Origin of the sequence: Metabacillus idriensis (genome assembly GCF_009674765.1) — a bacterium.
Classification (GTDB): domain Bacteria; phylum Bacillota; class Bacilli; order Bacillales; family Bacillaceae; genus Bacillus_P; species Bacillus_P idriensis.
On the sequence record NZ_WKKF01000001.1, the window covers coordinates 1,383,694 to 1,399,230 of the forward strand.

Genomic DNA, 15,537 nt, shown 5'->3' on the forward strand with positions numbered 1-15,537 from the left:
CATGAATGTAATTGAAAGTTTTCCGGCATTTTTGCTTATATTTGCGAGATTGAGTGCCTTTTTTGTTACACTGCCGCTCTTTTCATATCGCACAATTCCGTCTTCGCATAAAATCGGTTTTTCTTTTTTTCTATCTCTTATAGTATTCACTGCAATAAATCCAGAACCGATGGAACTGAGCGGAGCATTTATACTCCTTGCAGTAAAAGAAGTCATGATCGGTCTTTTCATCGGTTTTTCTGCCTATCTTATGATGGCTGCTGTCCAAATAGCAGGAAGCTTGATTGATTTTCAAATGGGTTTTGCGATTGCCAATATTATCGATCCGCAAACAGGGGCGCAAAGTCCGCTTATTGGTCAATTCCTGAATATCTTGGCCTTGCTTTTCATGCTGAGTGTAAACGCCCATCATCTTTTGCTGGACGGTGTTTTTTACAGTTTTCAATACATTCCGCTTGAGGGTGCTGCTTTTCCTTTTGGAGATGGGAATATCGCCAAAATGATCATAAAATTGTTTAGCGCGATGTTTTTGATCGCTTTTCAAATGTCCTTTCCTGTTGTAGCATCGCTGTTCCTGGTGGATCTGGCGCTTGGCATTGTTGCGCGCACAGTGCCTCAGCTGAACATTTTTGTTGTAGGCCTGCCGCTGAAAATAGGCGTGAGCTTTATTATGCTCATATTGGTAATGGGAGCGATGTTCATGCTCATCCAGGATGTGTTCGAAACGATGATTTATACGATGCGGGGTTTAATGGAGTTAATCGGAGGAGCATGAAATGGAATTTCTTAAACTTGATCTGCAGTTTTTTTCAGGTGAAAAAACAGAAAAAGCTACACCGCGCAAACGCGATGATGTCAGAAAAAAAGGGCAGGTTGCAAAAAGTGCAGATGTAAATACGGCAATCAGCCTGCTGGCCATTTTTTTATCCCTGCTGTTTATCGGGCCTTTCATGTTTGAAAGGATAATGACAATGATGAACGCGTCTTTGCAAGAGACAATTTTAATGAATCTGACAGAAAAAAATGTTCATGAGCTGATGGTTGAAATGGTGATTGAATCAGCCTATATAAGTGCTCCTATTATGGCGGTTGCATTAGTTGCAGGAGTCGCAGGAAACTACATGCAGGTCGGTTTTTTATTTTCAACAGAAGCTATTCAGATGAAGCTTGAGAAAATCAATCCGATTCAAGGCTTCAAACGCATTTACTCTCTGAGGGCGATTGTTGAACTCCTTAAATCGATATTGAAAATATCATTTGTCGGAGCTGTAACCTTTTCTGTGATCTGGTTTCAGATGGCGGAAATTCTGTCTCTTTCAAAATTAACAGTAGAAAAAGCATTCATCTTCATAGCAAAACTAACCTTTCAAATGGGTTTGTTCGCTTCTATCGCTTTGTTGTTTCTTTCACTGCTTGACTATTTTTATCAAAAATTCGATTTTGAAAAGAACATCCGCATGTCAAAGCAGGATCTTAAAGATGAGTACAAAAAGTCAGAGGGAGATCCTTTAATAAAATCCCGCATAAAACAGAAGCAAAGAGAAATGGCTGCTAGGCGCATGATGCAGGAAGTGCCGAATGCAGATGTAGTCATTACAAATCCGACGCACTTTGCTATCGCCTTAAAATATGACGAAGACAAAATGGATGCACCGTTCGTTGTCGCTAAAGGAGTCGATTTTGTTGCTCAAAAAATCAAAGAAACGGCAAAAGCAAATGAAGTGACAATGGTTGAAAATCGGCCTTTAGCTAGAGCGCTTTACGATCAAGTTGAAATCGGAAAAGCGGTGCCTGAAGAATTTTTTAAAGCCATTGCAGAAATATTGGCTTATGTTTATCAGCTGAAAAATAAGATTTAACGTTTTATAGGATACTGGTTCAGTTTGAAAGAGAGGTTAACCATGCAAGCTCGTGATTTATCTGTTTTATTAAGCGTTATATTGATTGTTGCAATGCTGATTATCCCGTTTCCAACATGGCTTTTGAGCCTGCTGATCATGTTGAATATAACCCTCGCACTTCTCGTTCTACTAACTTCAATGAATATGAGGGAGCCCCTTGATTTTGCCATTTTTCCATCCTTATTATTGCTGCTCACTCTCTTTCGTCTTGGACTGAATGTATCCACGACGCGTTCAATTTTATCAAAAGGAGAAGCAGGCGGTGTTGTTGAAACGTTTGGAACGTTTGTCGTAGGCGGAAATGTATTAGTAGGTTTTGTTGTCTTCCTTATCTTGATTATCATTCAGTTTGTGGTTATCACGAAAGGATCTGAAAGGGTATCTGAAGTTGCGGCAAGATTTACTCTCGATGCGATGCCCGGGAAACAGATGAGTATTGATGCTGATTTAAATGCAGGCGTCATTTCTGAGCAGCAGGCCCGCACACGCCGTGAAAAAGTGTCCAGAGAAGCAGATTTCTACGGAGCCATGGACGGTGCGAGCAAGTTTGTAAAGGGAGATGCGATTGCAGGGATCATTATCGTGATTATCAATATGATTTTCGGAATCATTATCGGAATGATGCAGCTTGGCATGGGTTTTGGAGATGCTGCAGCTCACTTTACGATGCTAACAGTCGGTGACGGTATTGTCAGTCAAATACCAGCGCTGCTTATTTCAACCGCAACCGGCATAGTTGTGACAAGAGCTGCTTCTGACGGCAATTTAGGTACAGATATTACAAGTCAATTGTTTGCTTATCCTAAAATGATGTATGTCGCAGCAGGAACCATTCTCCTGCTCGGAATATTTACACCGATTGGTTTATTTGTTACAGTGCCGATTGCCTCTGCATTTGGTTTCGGAGGATATTTTATTTCTAAAACGAAACAGGATCAGCTGAAATTGGAAGAAGAAGTGGAAGAGGAAGTCGAGATTGATGATATGAAAACACCTGAGAGTGTCGTACAGCTGCTGAATGTGGATCCCATTGAATTTGAATTTGGATATGGCCTTATTCCGCTTGCTGACACGAATCAGGGAGGTGATCTGCTTGACCGGATCGTGATGATCAGGAGGCAGCTTGCGATTGAACTTGGACTTGTTATTCCAGTTGTGCGAATACGTGACAACATCCAGCTTCAGCCAAATGAATACAGGCTAAAGCTAAAAGGAAATGAAGTAGCCAAAGGTGAGGTTCTTCTGGATCATTATTTGGCAATGGCGCCTGGAATTGAAGATGATTCCATTGAGGGAATTGATACGATCGAGCCCGCGTTTGGGCTTCCAGCCAAATGGATTAATGAAGAAAACAAGGATGCGGCTGAAATGTTCGGCTATACCGTCGTTGATCCTCCGTCAGTTGTTTCTACACATATTACTGAAACGATAAAACAACATGCCCATGAGCTCCTTGGGCGTCAGGAGACGAAACAGCTTATTGACCATTTGAAAGAGTCATATCCGATTCTGGCAGAGGAGGTTACACCGTCTCCGCTTTCAATCGGCGAAATTCAAAAAGTGCTTGCAAAGCTATTAAAGGAGAAGGTGTCGATTCGGAATTTACCGGTGATTTTTGAATCTTTAGCTGATTACGGAAAAATGACGTCAGATACAGAATTATTAGGAGAATACGTTAGACAAGCATTAGCAAAACAAATTACAAGCCAGTATTCATCTTGTGAAACGCTAAAAGTAGTGACTCTTTCAGGAAGAGTCGAAAAAGCTGTTGCAGAAGGAGTGCAGCAAACAGAGCATGGAAATTACCTGTCTATTGAACCGGACATCTCGCAAGCTATTATTGAATCGATTGCAAAAGAGATCGAACAATTAGCCCTGCAGGAGCAGTCACCGATCCTTCTATGCTCGCCGGCTGTAAGAATGTATGTCAGACAATTAATAGACCGCTATTTTCCTCAGCTGCCTGTGCTCTCCTATAACGAGCTTGAGGCCAATGTGGAAGTTCAAAGTGTCGGGGTGGTGAATATCGCATGAAGGTAAAGAAATATATTGCTCCAAATATGCAGGAAGCGATGAAAAAAATAAAAAGTGAACTTGGTCATGATGCCGTGATTTTAAACTCAAAGGTCGTTCATACCGGTGGAGTCTTTGGTCTTTTTACGAAAAAAAAGATAGAAGTGATTGCCGGGCACGATCCGGATCCGCTGATTAATAGAAGTCATTTGAAAAGCGGATACGTAAAAGGCGAGCCTGCAGAAACAGCGGCATATGAGATGAATCATGAGCAATCCTTGATGGCAGAAGTTCTTGAACTGAAAAAACTTGTGACATCCATAAATATAAATGAACAGCAAAAGAATCTTCCTTCTCATCTGATAAAGCTTAATCAATTTCTTCAAGAAAAAGAAGTAGGTTCTGCAGGCAGAAATGACATCCTATCAGACTATTCTGGTGACACACCAGAGCCATCACCGCCTGAATTGCATTCAGAAGCAGTTAAGGTGATGGAGAAAAAGATGGGACACCTGGCGTTTGGCGGAATCTCCTATCAAAAGAAATATATTAATGTTGTCGGTCCAACCGGTGTCGGAAAAACAACTACACTGGCTAAGCTCGCAGCTGAAAGCATGCTGAAAAATCAAAAAAAAATTGCCTTTATCACTACGGATACATACAGAATCGCAGCAATCGAACAGATCAAAACGTATGCCAAAATATTAAATGCCCCGCTTGAAGTCTGTTATTCGCTTGAAGACTTTTTGAGAGCAAAAGAAAAATTCAAGGAAATGGATATGGTTTTTATTGATACCGCCGGCCGGAATTTCAGGAACCGGGAGCTTGTTTCAGATTTAGAAAAGCTGATTGATTTCACCGAAGAAGTGGAAACATTCCTCGTGCTGTCGGTTACTTCTAAACTAAATGACATGCTTGAAATTTACGATAATTTCTCTTCCATTCAAATCGATAAAATCATTTTTACAAAGCTTGATGAAACCAATTCAAGAGGATCGATGTATGATTTGATCCTGTCTGCTGATAAAGGCGTTGCCTATATGACAAATGGGCAGAACGTTCCGGATGATATCCTGATGGCTACCGCAAGACTGACAGCTGAAGAGATTTTGAGGTAATGGATCAGGCAGAGCAGTTAAGACTGCATTTACAGCAACTGAATAAAAATGATGCAAAATCCATTGCTGTCATCAGCGGAAAAGGCGTAGTCGGCAAATCGAATTTTACAATCAATTTCGCTATCAAGTTAGCAGAAAACGAAAAACGTGTGCTTGTTTTTGATTTGGATATTGGATATGGAAACATAGACATCCTTATTGGGCAATCTAGCCATTCTTCAAGCTTAGACTTTTTTAATCAAAAAAAAGAGCTGGATGAACTGATACATTCGGGCCCCGGAGGTTTTGATTATATATGCGGAGGAACCGGATTGTCTTATTTGTTCAAAATGGAGAAATCTCAATTCGATTCTTTCTCCGCTAAGCTTGAAGCGCTGTTTAAAAGATACGATTACATCATTTTTGATATGGGTGCCGGTATGACAGAGGAAAGCTTGAAATTTGTTTTGTCAGCTGATGAGCTGATCATGGTCACAACACCTGAACCAACTTCCATTATGGATGCCTATTCAGCCATCAAGCAGATAAGCATGCATGATAAAAGCATCCCAATTTCCATTGTTGTGAACAAGGCTGATCATGCAAAAGCTGCACATCAGACATCTGTGAGAATGAAGGCTGCATTAGAACAGTTTCTTGATATGAAATCGTCATACGCAGGATGGATGCCGGATGACGGTTTTGTTTCACAGGCTGTACTGAGACAGATACCATTTACTTTATTATTTCCCAAAAGCGCCGCAAGCAGGGCACTGCATGAGATTACTGCTAAATTTTTGGGCCGCGGGAAAAAGGATTCGGCAATCCATCCAAAAGCTGCTTCGTTTCTCTTTAAAATGTCGCAATTCATCAGAGGAGGCAGTTATTAAATGACCAAGATTAGGGTTCTGGTAGTAGACGACTCTGCCTTTATGAGGAAGCTGATCACCGACTTTTTAGAAGAAAGCGGCTTTATAGAAGTGGTGGGTGCAGCGCGCAATGGTCAAGATGCCCTGTCTAAAATCGGCCAATTGGATCCTGATGTCATTACACTTGATATCGAGATGCCGGGGCTGAACGGTCTTCAGATATTAAAACGGATCATGGAGGATTTCCCAAAACCTGTGATTATGCTGTCGAGCACCACAAAAGAAGGGGCAGATCATACCATTCAATCTTTGCAGCTTGGCGCGATAGACTTTATCACAAAACCTTCAGGAGCGATCTCTCTTGATCTTCATAAAGTGAGACAGGAATTAATTCAAAAAGTACAGACGGCAAGTCGTTCAGGCGTTAGAAAAATTAGTTCTATAAAAATTGAACCCATTAAACTAAATAAGAAGACTTGCGTACATAGGTACAGTAAACATCTCGTCTGCATCGGAACTTCCACAGGCGGCCCAAGAGCTCTCCAGCAGGTTTTGCCAAGGCTGCCGGAAGATCTGGAAGCACCAGTCTTTATCGTACAGCATATGCCAGAAGGATTTACTTCTTCTTTGGCTGCAAGACTGAATGCTCTTTCAGCCATAAATGTGAAAGAAGCAGAAGATGGTGAACTTGCTTTAAATGGAACAGCCTATATTGCGCCAGGCGGATTTCATATGAAAATTGCAGGGGATAATGACGGGATGATCATCAGGCTGAATAAAGAAAATCCGCGGAAAGGCCACAGACCCTCTGTTGACACGTTATTTGAATCAATAAGCATGCTTGAAAATATTCATAAAGTGGCTGTTATTATGACAGGCATGGGGGCAGACGGAACAGAAGGGTTAAAGAAATTAAAGCAGTCAGGAGATCTGCATGCCATCTCAGAATCTGAAAAAACGTCGATTGTTTTTGGAATGCCGAAGAACGCTTTTCAGACAAAAGCAATTGATGCAGTTTTAGATGTACAGGAAATTGCTGCTTCTATTATGAAATTTATTCGAGGCTAAGGGGAGTAAACTTAAATGGATATGAGTCAATACTTAGAGGTCTTCATTGAAGAAAGTAAAGAACATTTGCAGTCTTGTAATGAAAAGCTGCTGGAACTGGAGAAAAATCCTGCAGATTTATTCATCGTTAATGAAATTTTCCGTTCAGCCCACACATTAAAAGGCATGAGTGCGACGATGGGTTACAGTGATTTAGCAAATTTGACCCACCAGATGGAAAACGTGCTCGATGCCATCCGCAATGAGAAACTGCAAGTATCTGATGTCTTGCTTGATGCCGTCTTTCAGGCTGTTGATGACCTTGAAGTAATGGTTTTATCCATTGCAGAAGGCGGAGACGGAAAGAAAGATGTAAACAGCGTGATTGCCAAGCTGAAAAAGATCGAAACGGGTGAACCTGAGAAAATGGAACATACAGACGAAGAATCAGCCCTCACAACTATGGAAGAGTTCGATGATTTTGAGCGAACTGTCCTGCAGCAGTCAAAAGAGCAAGGCTTTCATACATATAAACTGACGATTAGATTAAGAGAAGATTGTCTCTTGAAGGCAGCGCGTGTTTTTATGGTTTTTGAAATAGCTGAAAAGCTTGGAGAAGTCATAAAATCTGTTCCTTCTGTTGATTTGCTTGAAGAAGAAAAATTTGATCAGCAATTTCAGCTCGCTTTTGTCACAAAGGAATCTGCAAATGAGATTGAAAGACAAATTATGAAGGTGTCTGAAATTCAATCTGTTGATGTTTCTCCGCTATCGATTGATGAAAGATTGATAGAAATAGAACCTGGTCAACATGGGGAAAGTGCTGCAAATTCCGAACTGATGGCTGCAAAGAAAGAAGCAGCTGTTTCTAAAGGAGCCGTACAAGCAAGCTCAAAAACGATCCGCGTGAATATTGACAGACTTGACAGCCTCATGAATCTTTTTGAAGAACTTGTGATTGACAGAGGAAGGCTTGAGCAGATTTCAAAGCAGCTGAAAAATAGCGAGCTAAATGAGACAGTGGAGCACATGTCGCGTATATCAGGAGATCTTCAAACGATTATCCTGAACATGAGGATGGTCCCTGTTGAGACTGTTTTCAACCGTTTCCCCCGCATGATCAGACAGCTGGCTAAAGACTTAAATAAAAAAATCAATCTTGAGATTAACGGTGCTGAAACGGAGCTTGACCGGACTGTGATTGACGAAATCGGAGATCCGCTCGTACATCTTTTAAGGAATGCCATTGATCATGGAATTGAATCGCCTGAAACGCGCCTTAAGCAAGGAAAGCGCGAAGAAGGCAAAGTCGTCCTGAGAGCTTATCACAGCGGAAATTATGTCTTCATTGAGATTGAAGATGACGGAAATGGCATCAGCAGAGAAAGAGTATTAAAGAAAGCAATTGACAGAGCGATTGTATCAGAAAAAATGGCTGAGACACTTTCTGATAAGCAGGTATATGAATTGATTTTCTCATCGGGGTTTTCTACAGCAGAAACGATATCAGATATATCCGGGAGAGGAGTAGGACTTGATGTAGTCAAAAACACCATTGAAGCTCTTGGAGGCTCGATTTCGATCGATTCAAGAGAAGGAGCAGGTTCCCTATTTTCCATTCAGCTTCCCCTCACGCTCTCTATCATATCTGTCATGCTTGTTAAGCTTGCGAATGAGACATTTGCTATTCCGATTTCTTCAATAATTGAAACGGCCGTAATCAGCAAAGATGAAGTCATGAGTGCACATAATCAGAAAGTCATTGACTTCAGAGGCAGAATTGTTCCGCTTATCTCCCTTTCAGAAGTTTTTGAAGTGCCTGCTGAAAAAGAAGAAGACTCACATCTTGCAATTGTTATTGTAAAAAAAGGAGATAAAACGGCTGCATTGACAGTGAGTTCGTTTATTGGCCAGCAGGAAATTGTTCTAAAGTCACTGGGTCATTACCTGAACTCGGTTTTTGCTGTATCAGGTGCAACAATACTTGGCGATGGACAAGTGGCTTTAATCATAGATTGCAACGCTCTTATCAAATAGTTTATTTATCGAATAGGGGATGTAGAAATGACGGATACAATCAAAAAACAAATGAAAATGATTGTTTTTCAATTAAATCATGAAGAATACGGAATTCCAGTCGATAAAGTGCGCTCTATTGAAAAAATACAGACCTTTACACGTGTTCCCGGCACAGAGCCTTTTGTTAAAGGTGTTATCAATTTAAGGGGTATTGTCACGCCAATTATTGATTTGCGCACAAGATTTAATCTGGAGCAGAAGCCATTTACTGAAAGTACCAGGATAATTGTTGCTTCTTTAGATCAATTTGAGGTTGGATTGATCGTCGATGCCGCTAATGATGTCATCGATTTGGCTTTGAATGATGTGGAACCTGCTCCTGAGGTTGTCGGTGCAGTAGAGGCAGACTATGTAGAAGGTATTGCAAAAATCGACAGACGCCTGATTATCATTCTTGATTTGAATAAAGTGCTGGCAGCAGACAAAACGTTTGCCCTTCAATCTTAAGGTTCTTATGTATGAATGATTTCAATCAGCTTACAGCTCTGCATTTAGATATTTTAAAAGAAGCGGGCAATATAGGAGCCGGCCATTCGGCTACAGCTCTTTCGGCTCTTTTAAATAAAAGAATAGAAATGAAGATTCCTGATGTCAGCCTGCTTTCATTTAATGAGCTTACAGAACGTTTAGGCGGACCGGAAATGGCTGTGGCTGGCCTTTATTTAAGAATTGAGGGGGATCTGCCGGGTTCCATGTATTTTATTTTATCGATTGAACAGGCTGAAAGATTCATCCGGAATTTGACGAAGGATCCATGGTTTAACATAGAAAATATTGAACAGGAAGAAATCGGAACCTCTGCCCTTAAGGAGCTCGGAAATATCGTAACGGGATCATATTTGACTGCATTGTCAGACTTTACAGGTCTCAGTCTTTATCCATCTGTTCCAGGCCTTTCCATTGATATGTTCGCAGCCGTCATTACACATGGGCTGATCGAGCTCTCGCATGTGAGCGATTACGCCATTGTCATTGATACAGCTATCCAAGAAAGCGGCGATGAGAGCACTGAAGTGATTCAAGGTCATTTTTTCCTGATGCCGGACCCGGACTCTTTTGACAAACTCTTCAAATCCATAGGGGTATAACAGCATGAATCAAATAGTGGAGATTGTAAAAGTCGGAATAGCCGAAAAAGATGTTGTAGAGCCGCCAAAGTGGATTCGCACCTCAGGCCTTGGTTCTTGCGTGGGGCTTGTACTTTATGATGAGTTCAGAAAAATAGCAGGATTGGTGCATGTTATGCTTCCGGATTCAGCTCTCGCCAAGTCAGGTGTACAAAATCCTTCTAAGTATGCAGACACCGCAGTCAAAGAACTAATCAGACAAATTATTTCATGCGGAGGACGCCGAGGTTTGTTAAAAGCAAAACTTGCAGGCGGTGCGCAAATGTTTCAATTTCACTCTGCAAACAGCACGATGCGCATCGGTCCAAGAAATGTCGAAGCCGTACTCGAACAGCTTCATCAATTGCACATTCCCGTTGTCAGCATGGATGTAGGGGGGAGCAGCGGGAGAACAATCGAATTTGATCCCGCAACCTGCATGATGCATATAAGAACGGTCAATCAAGGATCTAAAACGATATAAAAAACACACCAGAAGATAAAAATCACAAAACAGAAGGGGAGAAAAATGATACAAGCAGCAAAAATCGAAGAACAAGAGCATTGGGACAAATGGATTCACTGCCGCGACAATGATGCGTGCGATGCGCTGATTAAGAGATACATGCCGCTTGTAAGCTATCATGTGCAGCGCATCTCAGTCAGTCTGCCAAAATCAGTGAATAAAGAGGATTTAAAGAGCATCGGAATGATCGGTTTATATGACGCCCTTGAAAAATTTGATTACAAAAGAGATCTAAAGTTTGAAACATATGCTTCATTCCGGATAAGGGGCGCCATTTTAGACGGTCTCAGAAAAGAAGACTGGCTGCCGAGAAGCGCAAGAGAAAAAGCTAAAAAAGTGGATGCGAGTATAGAGCGTCTTGAGCAAAAGTATTTGCGGAACGTGATGCCCCGCGAAGTTGCAAAGGACCTTGAAATGTCAGAAGATGAAGTAACTCACATTATGAATGAGGGTTTCTTTGCAAATGTTCTTTCTATAGATGACCAAAATCATGATCACGATGAACAGGAGCACCATTCGAAAATGGTTCTGAAAGACGAGAAGTCAATTTCTCCCGAGGAAAAAATCGTGAAGGATGAGCTGATTCGTCAATTAAGTGAAGTCATCATCGGCCTCTCTGAAAAAGAACAGCTTGTGGTCAGTTTATTTTATAAAGAAGAACTGACGCTTACAGAAATCGGACATGTGATGAGGCTTTCGACATCGCGCATTTCCCAAATTCACTCTAAAGCGCTGTTTAAACTGAAAAATTTACTTGAGAAAATCATTCATTAAGTCTCTTTTCGTGAATATTGTTGCTAATGGACTAAATGTTAAAAGGATTAAATGATAAAAACCTTTAGTGGATTGCAACGGATAAACTTGACTCCTGCGGGAAATAGAGCAAAATGGGAGACCCCACAGGCAACACCGAGGAGGCTCCCATGCTCCCCGCGGAAAGCAAGTTCCTCTCGCTGCAAGGAACGGATAACATTTATCATGAAAAACAACAATCAATGCGAAAACAGCCTTCATTAATGAAAGCGCCATACGTCTTAAAACAAGTGAGTGAAAAAAATATATGACAGCCGTTCTATTGATCATCAGCATGATTCTCCATGCTGCAGGATTTTATTTTATTGCCCTTTTATATTTCAAATATCAATCAGTTAAACAATCAGAAGAAAAGCAAGCAGCCATGCTTGAAGAAGCAGAGCAATCGCTAGCAGCTTATTTGATTGAATTTAAGGAAGAGAATGAAAAACTGATAGCCGGAATGAAAATGGCTCAGGAAAAAGATATTAATATAGGTAGAAACAGCTCTCACCCGGAAAAATCAGTGTCAGAACCGGAAGATCCGGAATTTCCGGTTCTCCGAATAGCCCATGAAGATCAGCTGGAGTTATCAGACCCGATAAAAAAAGGTCAGCCTGAATCAGAAGAGAAAAAGATCATTTCCCTTTATCAAAAAGGGTTTTCTACTGAGGAAATAGCGAGAGAATTAAATAAAGGGAAAACAGAAGTTGAGCTTTTGCTTAAATTCCGTCAAAACTAGTCGATTTTTGCTTGCTTATGATCAATCCTTATGATATATTAATTTTTGGTGTTAATACACACGCCATAGATTTGGGCAATGGTGCTGTTTAAAACAGTTTTGCCTAAAGATGATATGTGCGGAGGAGCAAAAACCATTTAGGAGGAAATATCATGTCAGTCATTTCAATGAAGCAACTACTTGAAGCAGGTGTTCACTTCGGTCATCAAACACGCCGCTGGAACCCTAAAATGAAACGTTACATCTTCACAGAGCGTAACGGCATCTACATCATCGACCTTCAAAAAACAGTTAAAAAGGTTGAAGAAGCTTACCAATTCACGAAAGAACTTGCTGCAAACGGCGGTACAATTCTATTCGTTGGTACAAAAAAACAAGCTCAAGATTCTGTTAAAGAAGAAGCTGAGCGTTCAGGCATGTACTTCGTTAACCAACGCTGGTTAGGCGGAACGTTAACAAACTTTGAAACAATTCAAAAGCGCATCAAACGTCTTAAAGACATCGAAAAAATGCAAGAAGACGGCACTTTCGAAGTACTTCCTAAGAAAGAAGTTGTTCAGCTTAACAAAGAGCTTGAGCGTCTTGAAAAATTCTTAGGCGGAATCAAAGACATGAAAGGTCTTCCTGATGCATTGTTCATCATTGACCCTCGCAAAGAGCGTATTGCAGTTGCTGAAGCTCGTAAATTAAACATTCCGATCGTTGGTATCGTTGATACGAACTGTGATCCAGATGAAATTGATTACGTTATCCCTGCAAACGATGATGCAATCCGTGCAGTTAAGCTTTTAACTTCTAAAATTGCTGATGCAATTCTTGAAACTAAACAAGGTGAAGAAACAACTGCTTAATTAGGTAAAGTAAAGGTGATAAGAGGGGAATGCCTTTTATCACCTTTTTTAAAGAGGCTCCATTCTTCGGGAGGAGCCGCCCTTTAATAATGCAAAAGCAAACAGCATTCATTTATGAATGAAAACAATACATAACGCCGAAAACGGCCACATAATAAGGAGGAAAACTCTCATGGCAATTACTGCTCAAATGGTAAAAGAACTTCGCGAAAAAACTGGTGCAGGCATGATGGACTGCAAAAAAGCTTTAACAGAAACAAACGGTGACATGGAAAAAGCAATCGACTTCCTTCGTGAAAAAGGAATCGCTTCAGCATCTAAAAAAGCAGACCGCGTTGCTGCAGAAGGCTTAGCACTTGTTAAGTCTGAAGGCAACGAAGCTGTTATTCTTGAAGTAAACTCAGAAACTGACTTCGTAGCTAAAAACGAAGGCTTCAAAGAACTTCTTGATGCACTTGCTTCTCACCTGCTTGCTAAAAAACCTGCAAGCCTTGACGAAGCTATGACTCAAACAATGGATAACGGATCAACAGTTGCTGATTTCATTAATGCTGCAATCGCAAAAATTGGTGAGAAAATCACTCTTCGCCGTTTTGAAATTGTGACAAAAACAGACAGCGACGCATTTGGTGCTTACCTGCACATGGGCGGACGCATTGCTGTATTGACTGTTCTTGAAGGAACAATTGAAGAAGAAACTGCGAAAGATGTTGCTATGCATGTTGCTGCAGTTAACCCTAAATATATCGGACGCGACGCTGTAAGCGAAGAAGAAGTAACTCGCGAGCGCGAAGTATTATCTCAGCAAGCATTAAACGAAGGCAAGCCTGCTAACATCGTTGAGAAAATGGTAGAAGGCCGTCTTGGCAAATTCTTCGAAGACATTTGCCTTCTTGAGCAAAGCTTCGTTAAAAACCCTGATTTAAAAGTTAAACAATTCGTAGAATCTAAAGGCGCTTCAGTGAAGAGCTTTACTCGCTACGAAGTTGGAGAAGGCATTGAAAAACGCCAGGATAATTTCGCTGAAGAAGTTATGAACCAAGTCAAAAAATAATCAAGTCTGATCCGCCTGCTGAAGCTAAAGCTTCAGCAGAAGACAGAAATGAGTAAATGAAAGGCAGGGAACACACATCTGTGTTCCCTCTTTTTAAAAAATCATTTACACGGTACTTAGATCTATTGGAAAAGACTTGGAGGTCATTATGAGCAAACCTAAATATAAGCGTATTGTACTTAAACTAAGCGGTGAAGCTTTAGCTGGAAACGACAGCTTTGGCATAAAGCCTGCCGTTATTCAATCCATTGCTAAGCAAGTAAAGGAAATAGCAGAACTGGATGTTGAAGTTGCTGTAGTAGTCGGCGGCGGAAACATTTGGCGCGGTAAAATCGGCAGTGAGATGGGCATGGACCGTGCGACAGCAGACTATATGGGGATGCTTGCTACTGTCATGAATTCACTTGCTCTTCAGGACAGCCTTGAAACGTTTGGGATTCAAACTCGCGTTCAAACTTCCATTGAGATGCGTCAAGTGGCTGAACCGTACATAAGAAGAAAAGCAATCAGACACCTTGAGAAAAAACGGGTTGTCATCTTTGCTGCCGGTACAGGAAATCCGTATTTCTCTACGGACACAACAGCTGCACTGCGTGCTGCAGAAATTGAAGCTGATGTCATTCTGATGGCAAAAAACAATGTCGACGGAGTTTATACAGCTGATCCTAAAAAGGATTCTACAGCTGTTAAATATGAAACACTTTCTTATTTGGATGTTTTAAAAGAAGGATTAGAAGTAATGGATTCAACTGCTTCATCACTATGTATGGATAATGATATTCCGCTTATTGTCTTCTCTGTTATGGAAGAAGGAAATATTAAACGCGCAGTATTAGGCGAAAATATCGGAACTATTGTAAGGGGGAAATAATCATGGCAAAACAAGTGCTATCACAAGCGAAAGACAAAATGGAAAAAGCAGTATCTGCATTTAACAGAGAGCTTTCTACTGTTCGTGCCGGACGTGCGAATGCATCATTGCTTGATAAAATCGTTGTAGACTATTACGGTGCTCCAACACCTGTAAATCAATTAGCTTCCATCAATATTCCTGAAGCAAGATTGCTTGTTATCCAGCCTTATGACAAAACAGTCTTAGGCGAAATTGAAAAAGCAATTTTAAAATCAGATCTTGGTTTAAACCCGACAAATGACGGATCTTTAATTCGTCTTGCTATTCCTGCACTTACTGAGGAACGACGCAAAGAGCTTGCAAAGCTTGTTAAAAAATATGCTGAAGAAGCGAAAGTTGCTGTCCGCAATGTTCGCCGCGATGCAAACGACGACTTGAAAAAGCTTGAAAAAAATGGCGAAATCACGGAAGACGAGCTTCGCAGCAACAATGAGAATGTTCAAAAAGCAACAGATGATTTCATCAGTAAAATTGATGTAATTGCAAAAGATAAAGAAAAAGAAATCATGGAAGTTTAAGAAAAAACTCTGTACAATGGAATTGTGCT

The 15,537-nt window shown here is 40.9% G+C and carries 17 protein-coding genes; all 17 read left to right on the forward strand.

What is annotated here, in order from left to right; translation table 11 throughout:
- Window position 1 precedes the first annotated feature (1 nt).
- The 17 genes from fliR (at window position 2) to frr (ending at window position 15,508) form a co-directional block, all read left to right on the forward strand.
- Window positions 2-775 (forward strand): flagellar biosynthetic protein FliR, encoded by a 774-nt coding sequence (fliR, locus tag GJU41_RS06835; RefSeq protein ID WP_154318197.1) that lies wholly within the window; start codon window positions 2-4, stop codon window positions 773-775.
- Between the two features lies 1 nt (window position 776).
- Complete coding sequence (flhB, locus tag GJU41_RS06840; RefSeq protein WP_070877265.1) at window positions 777-1,859, forward strand: flagellar biosynthesis protein FlhB; 1,083 nt, start codon at window positions 777-779, stop codon at window positions 1,857-1,859.
- A 42-nt stretch (window positions 1,860-1,901) separates the two neighbouring features.
- Window positions 1,902-3,935: a flagellar biosynthesis protein FlhA gene (gene flhA, locus GJU41_RS06845; protein ID WP_154318198.1), complete on the forward strand. Its 2,034-nt coding sequence runs from the start codon at window positions 1,902-1,904 to the stop codon at window positions 3,933-3,935.
- The gene (gene flhF, locus GJU41_RS06850; RefSeq protein WP_070877267.1) at window positions 3,932-5,032 is read left to right on the forward strand and encodes a flagellar biosynthesis GTPase FlhF; all 1,101 of its coding nucleotides are present in this window, start codon (window positions 3,932-3,934) and stop codon (window positions 5,030-5,032) included. Before flhA ends, flhF begins: the two co-directional genes overlap by 4 nt.
- Window positions 5,032-5,901: a MinD/ParA family protein gene (locus GJU41_RS06855; protein ID WP_154318199.1), complete on the forward strand. Its 870-nt coding sequence runs from the start codon at window positions 5,032-5,034 to the stop codon at window positions 5,899-5,901. The genes flhF and GJU41_RS06855 overlap by 1 nt, the downstream gene beginning before the upstream one ends.
- Entirely contained in the window at window positions 5,902-6,948 is a 1,047-nt protein-coding gene (locus GJU41_RS06860) for a protein-glutamate methylesterase/protein-glutamine glutaminase (RefSeq protein WP_070877269.1), read from the forward strand.
- A gap of 15 nt (window positions 6,949-6,963) precedes the next feature.
- Window positions 6,964-8,964 (forward strand): chemotaxis protein CheA, encoded by a 2,001-nt coding sequence (locus tag GJU41_RS06865; RefSeq protein WP_070877270.1) that lies wholly within the window; start codon window positions 6,964-6,966, stop codon window positions 8,962-8,964.
- A 27-nt stretch (window positions 8,965-8,991) separates the two neighbouring features.
- The gene (locus GJU41_RS06870; RefSeq protein WP_070877271.1) at window positions 8,992-9,453 is read left to right on the forward strand and encodes a chemotaxis protein CheW; all 462 of its coding nucleotides are present in this window, start codon (window positions 8,992-8,994) and stop codon (window positions 9,451-9,453) included.
- 11 nt (window positions 9,454-9,464) lie between these two features.
- The gene (locus GJU41_RS06875) at window positions 9,465-10,094 is read left to right on the forward strand and encodes a chemotaxis protein CheC (protein WP_070877272.1); all 630 of its coding nucleotides are present in this window, start codon (window positions 9,465-9,467) and stop codon (window positions 10,092-10,094) included.
- Between the two features lie 4 nt (window positions 10,095-10,098).
- Complete coding sequence (locus tag GJU41_RS06880; RefSeq protein ID WP_070877273.1) at window positions 10,099-10,596, forward strand: chemotaxis protein CheD; 498 nt, start codon at window positions 10,099-10,101, stop codon at window positions 10,594-10,596.
- Between the two features lie 48 nt (window positions 10,597-10,644).
- On the forward strand, window positions 10,645-11,412 hold the full coding sequence (locus tag GJU41_RS06885; RefSeq protein WP_070877529.1) for a FliA/WhiG family RNA polymerase sigma factor: 768 nt from the start codon (window positions 10,645-10,647) through the stop codon (window positions 11,410-11,412).
- Window positions 11,413-11,561: 149 nt separating this feature from the next.
- A complete protein-coding gene (locus tag GJU41_RS06890) occupies window positions 11,562-11,702 on the forward strand; it encodes a hypothetical protein (protein ID WP_154318201.1) in 141 nt (46 codons plus the stop codon).
- Entirely contained in the window at window positions 11,699-12,172 is a 474-nt protein-coding gene (locus GJU41_RS06895) for a DUF6115 domain-containing protein (protein ID WP_070877274.1), read from the forward strand. Before GJU41_RS06890 ends, GJU41_RS06895 begins: the two co-directional genes overlap by 4 nt.
- A 152-nt stretch (window positions 12,173-12,324) precedes the next feature.
- The gene (gene rpsB, locus GJU41_RS06900; protein ID WP_029281282.1) at window positions 12,325-13,023 is read left to right on the forward strand and encodes a 30S ribosomal protein S2; all 699 of its coding nucleotides are present in this window, start codon (window positions 12,325-12,327) and stop codon (window positions 13,021-13,023) included.
- A 172-nt stretch (window positions 13,024-13,195) separates the two neighbouring features.
- Window positions 13,196-14,077 (forward strand): translation elongation factor Ts, encoded by an 882-nt coding sequence (gene tsf / locus GJU41_RS06905; RefSeq protein WP_154318202.1) that lies wholly within the window; start codon window positions 13,196-13,198, stop codon window positions 14,075-14,077.
- A 148-nt stretch (window positions 14,078-14,225) separates the two neighbouring features.
- Window positions 14,226-14,948: a UMP kinase gene (gene pyrH, locus GJU41_RS06910; protein WP_070877276.1), complete on the forward strand. Its 723-nt coding sequence runs from the start codon at window positions 14,226-14,228 to the stop codon at window positions 14,946-14,948.
- A gap of 2 nt (window positions 14,949-14,950) precedes the next feature.
- Window positions 14,951-15,508, forward strand: coding sequence for a ribosome recycling factor (gene frr, locus GJU41_RS06915; protein WP_070877277.1), 558 nt, complete (start codon window positions 14,951-14,953; stop codon window positions 15,506-15,508).
- Window positions 15,509-15,537: the final 29 nt, after the last annotated feature.

Excerpts from the sequence above, each read along its gene's own strand:
- GJU41_RS06865 (WP_070877270.1), top strand. The coding sequence starts at position 6,964 with ATGGATATGAGTCAATACTTAGAGGTCTTCATTGAAGAAAGTAAAGAA.
- GJU41_RS06875 (WP_070877272.1), top strand. The coding sequence starts at position 9,465 with ATGAATGATTTCAATCAGCTTACAGCTCTGCATTTAGATATTTTAAAA.
- flhB (WP_070877265.1), top strand. The coding sequence starts at position 777 with ATGGAATTTCTTAAACTTGATCTGCAGTTTTTTTCAGGTGAAAAAACA.
- GJU41_RS06870 (WP_070877271.1), top strand. The coding sequence starts at position 8,992 with ATGACGGATACAATCAAAAAACAAATGAAAATGATTGTTTTTCAATTA.
- GJU41_RS06890 (WP_154318201.1), top strand. The coding sequence starts at position 11,562 with ATGCTCCCCGCGGAAAGCAAGTTCCTCTCGCTGCAAGGAACGGATAAC.
- GJU41_RS06895 (WP_070877274.1), top strand. The coding sequence starts at position 11,699 with ATGACAGCCGTTCTATTGATCATCAGCATGATTCTCCATGCTGCAGGA.
- GJU41_RS06855 (WP_154318199.1), top strand. The coding sequence starts at position 5,032 with ATGGATCAGGCAGAGCAGTTAAGACTGCATTTACAGCAACTGAATAAA.
- flhF (WP_070877267.1), top strand. The coding sequence starts at position 3,932 with ATGAAGGTAAAGAAATATATTGCTCCAAATATGCAGGAAGCGATGAAA.
- rpsB (WP_029281282.1), top strand. The coding sequence starts at position 12,325 with ATGTCAGTCATTTCAATGAAGCAACTACTTGAAGCAGGTGTTCACTTC.
- GJU41_RS06860 (WP_070877269.1), top strand. The coding sequence starts at position 5,902 with ATGACCAAGATTAGGGTTCTGGTAGTAGACGACTCTGCCTTTATGAGG.
- GJU41_RS06880 (WP_070877273.1), top strand. The coding sequence starts at position 10,099 with ATGAATCAAATAGTGGAGATTGTAAAAGTCGGAATAGCCGAAAAAGAT.
- frr (WP_070877277.1), top strand. The coding sequence starts at position 14,951 with ATGGCAAAACAAGTGCTATCACAAGCGAAAGACAAAATGGAAAAAGCA.
- tsf (WP_154318202.1), top strand. The coding sequence starts at position 13,196 with ATGGCAATTACTGCTCAAATGGTAAAAGAACTTCGCGAAAAAACTGGT.
- fliR (WP_154318197.1), top strand. The coding sequence starts at position 2 with ATGAATGTAATTGAAAGTTTTCCGGCATTTTTGCTTATATTTGCGAGA.
- pyrH (WP_070877276.1), top strand. The coding sequence starts at position 14,226 with ATGAGCAAACCTAAATATAAGCGTATTGTACTTAAACTAAGCGGTGAA.
- flhA (WP_154318198.1), top strand. The coding sequence starts at position 1,902 with ATGCAAGCTCGTGATTTATCTGTTTTATTAAGCGTTATATTGATTGTT.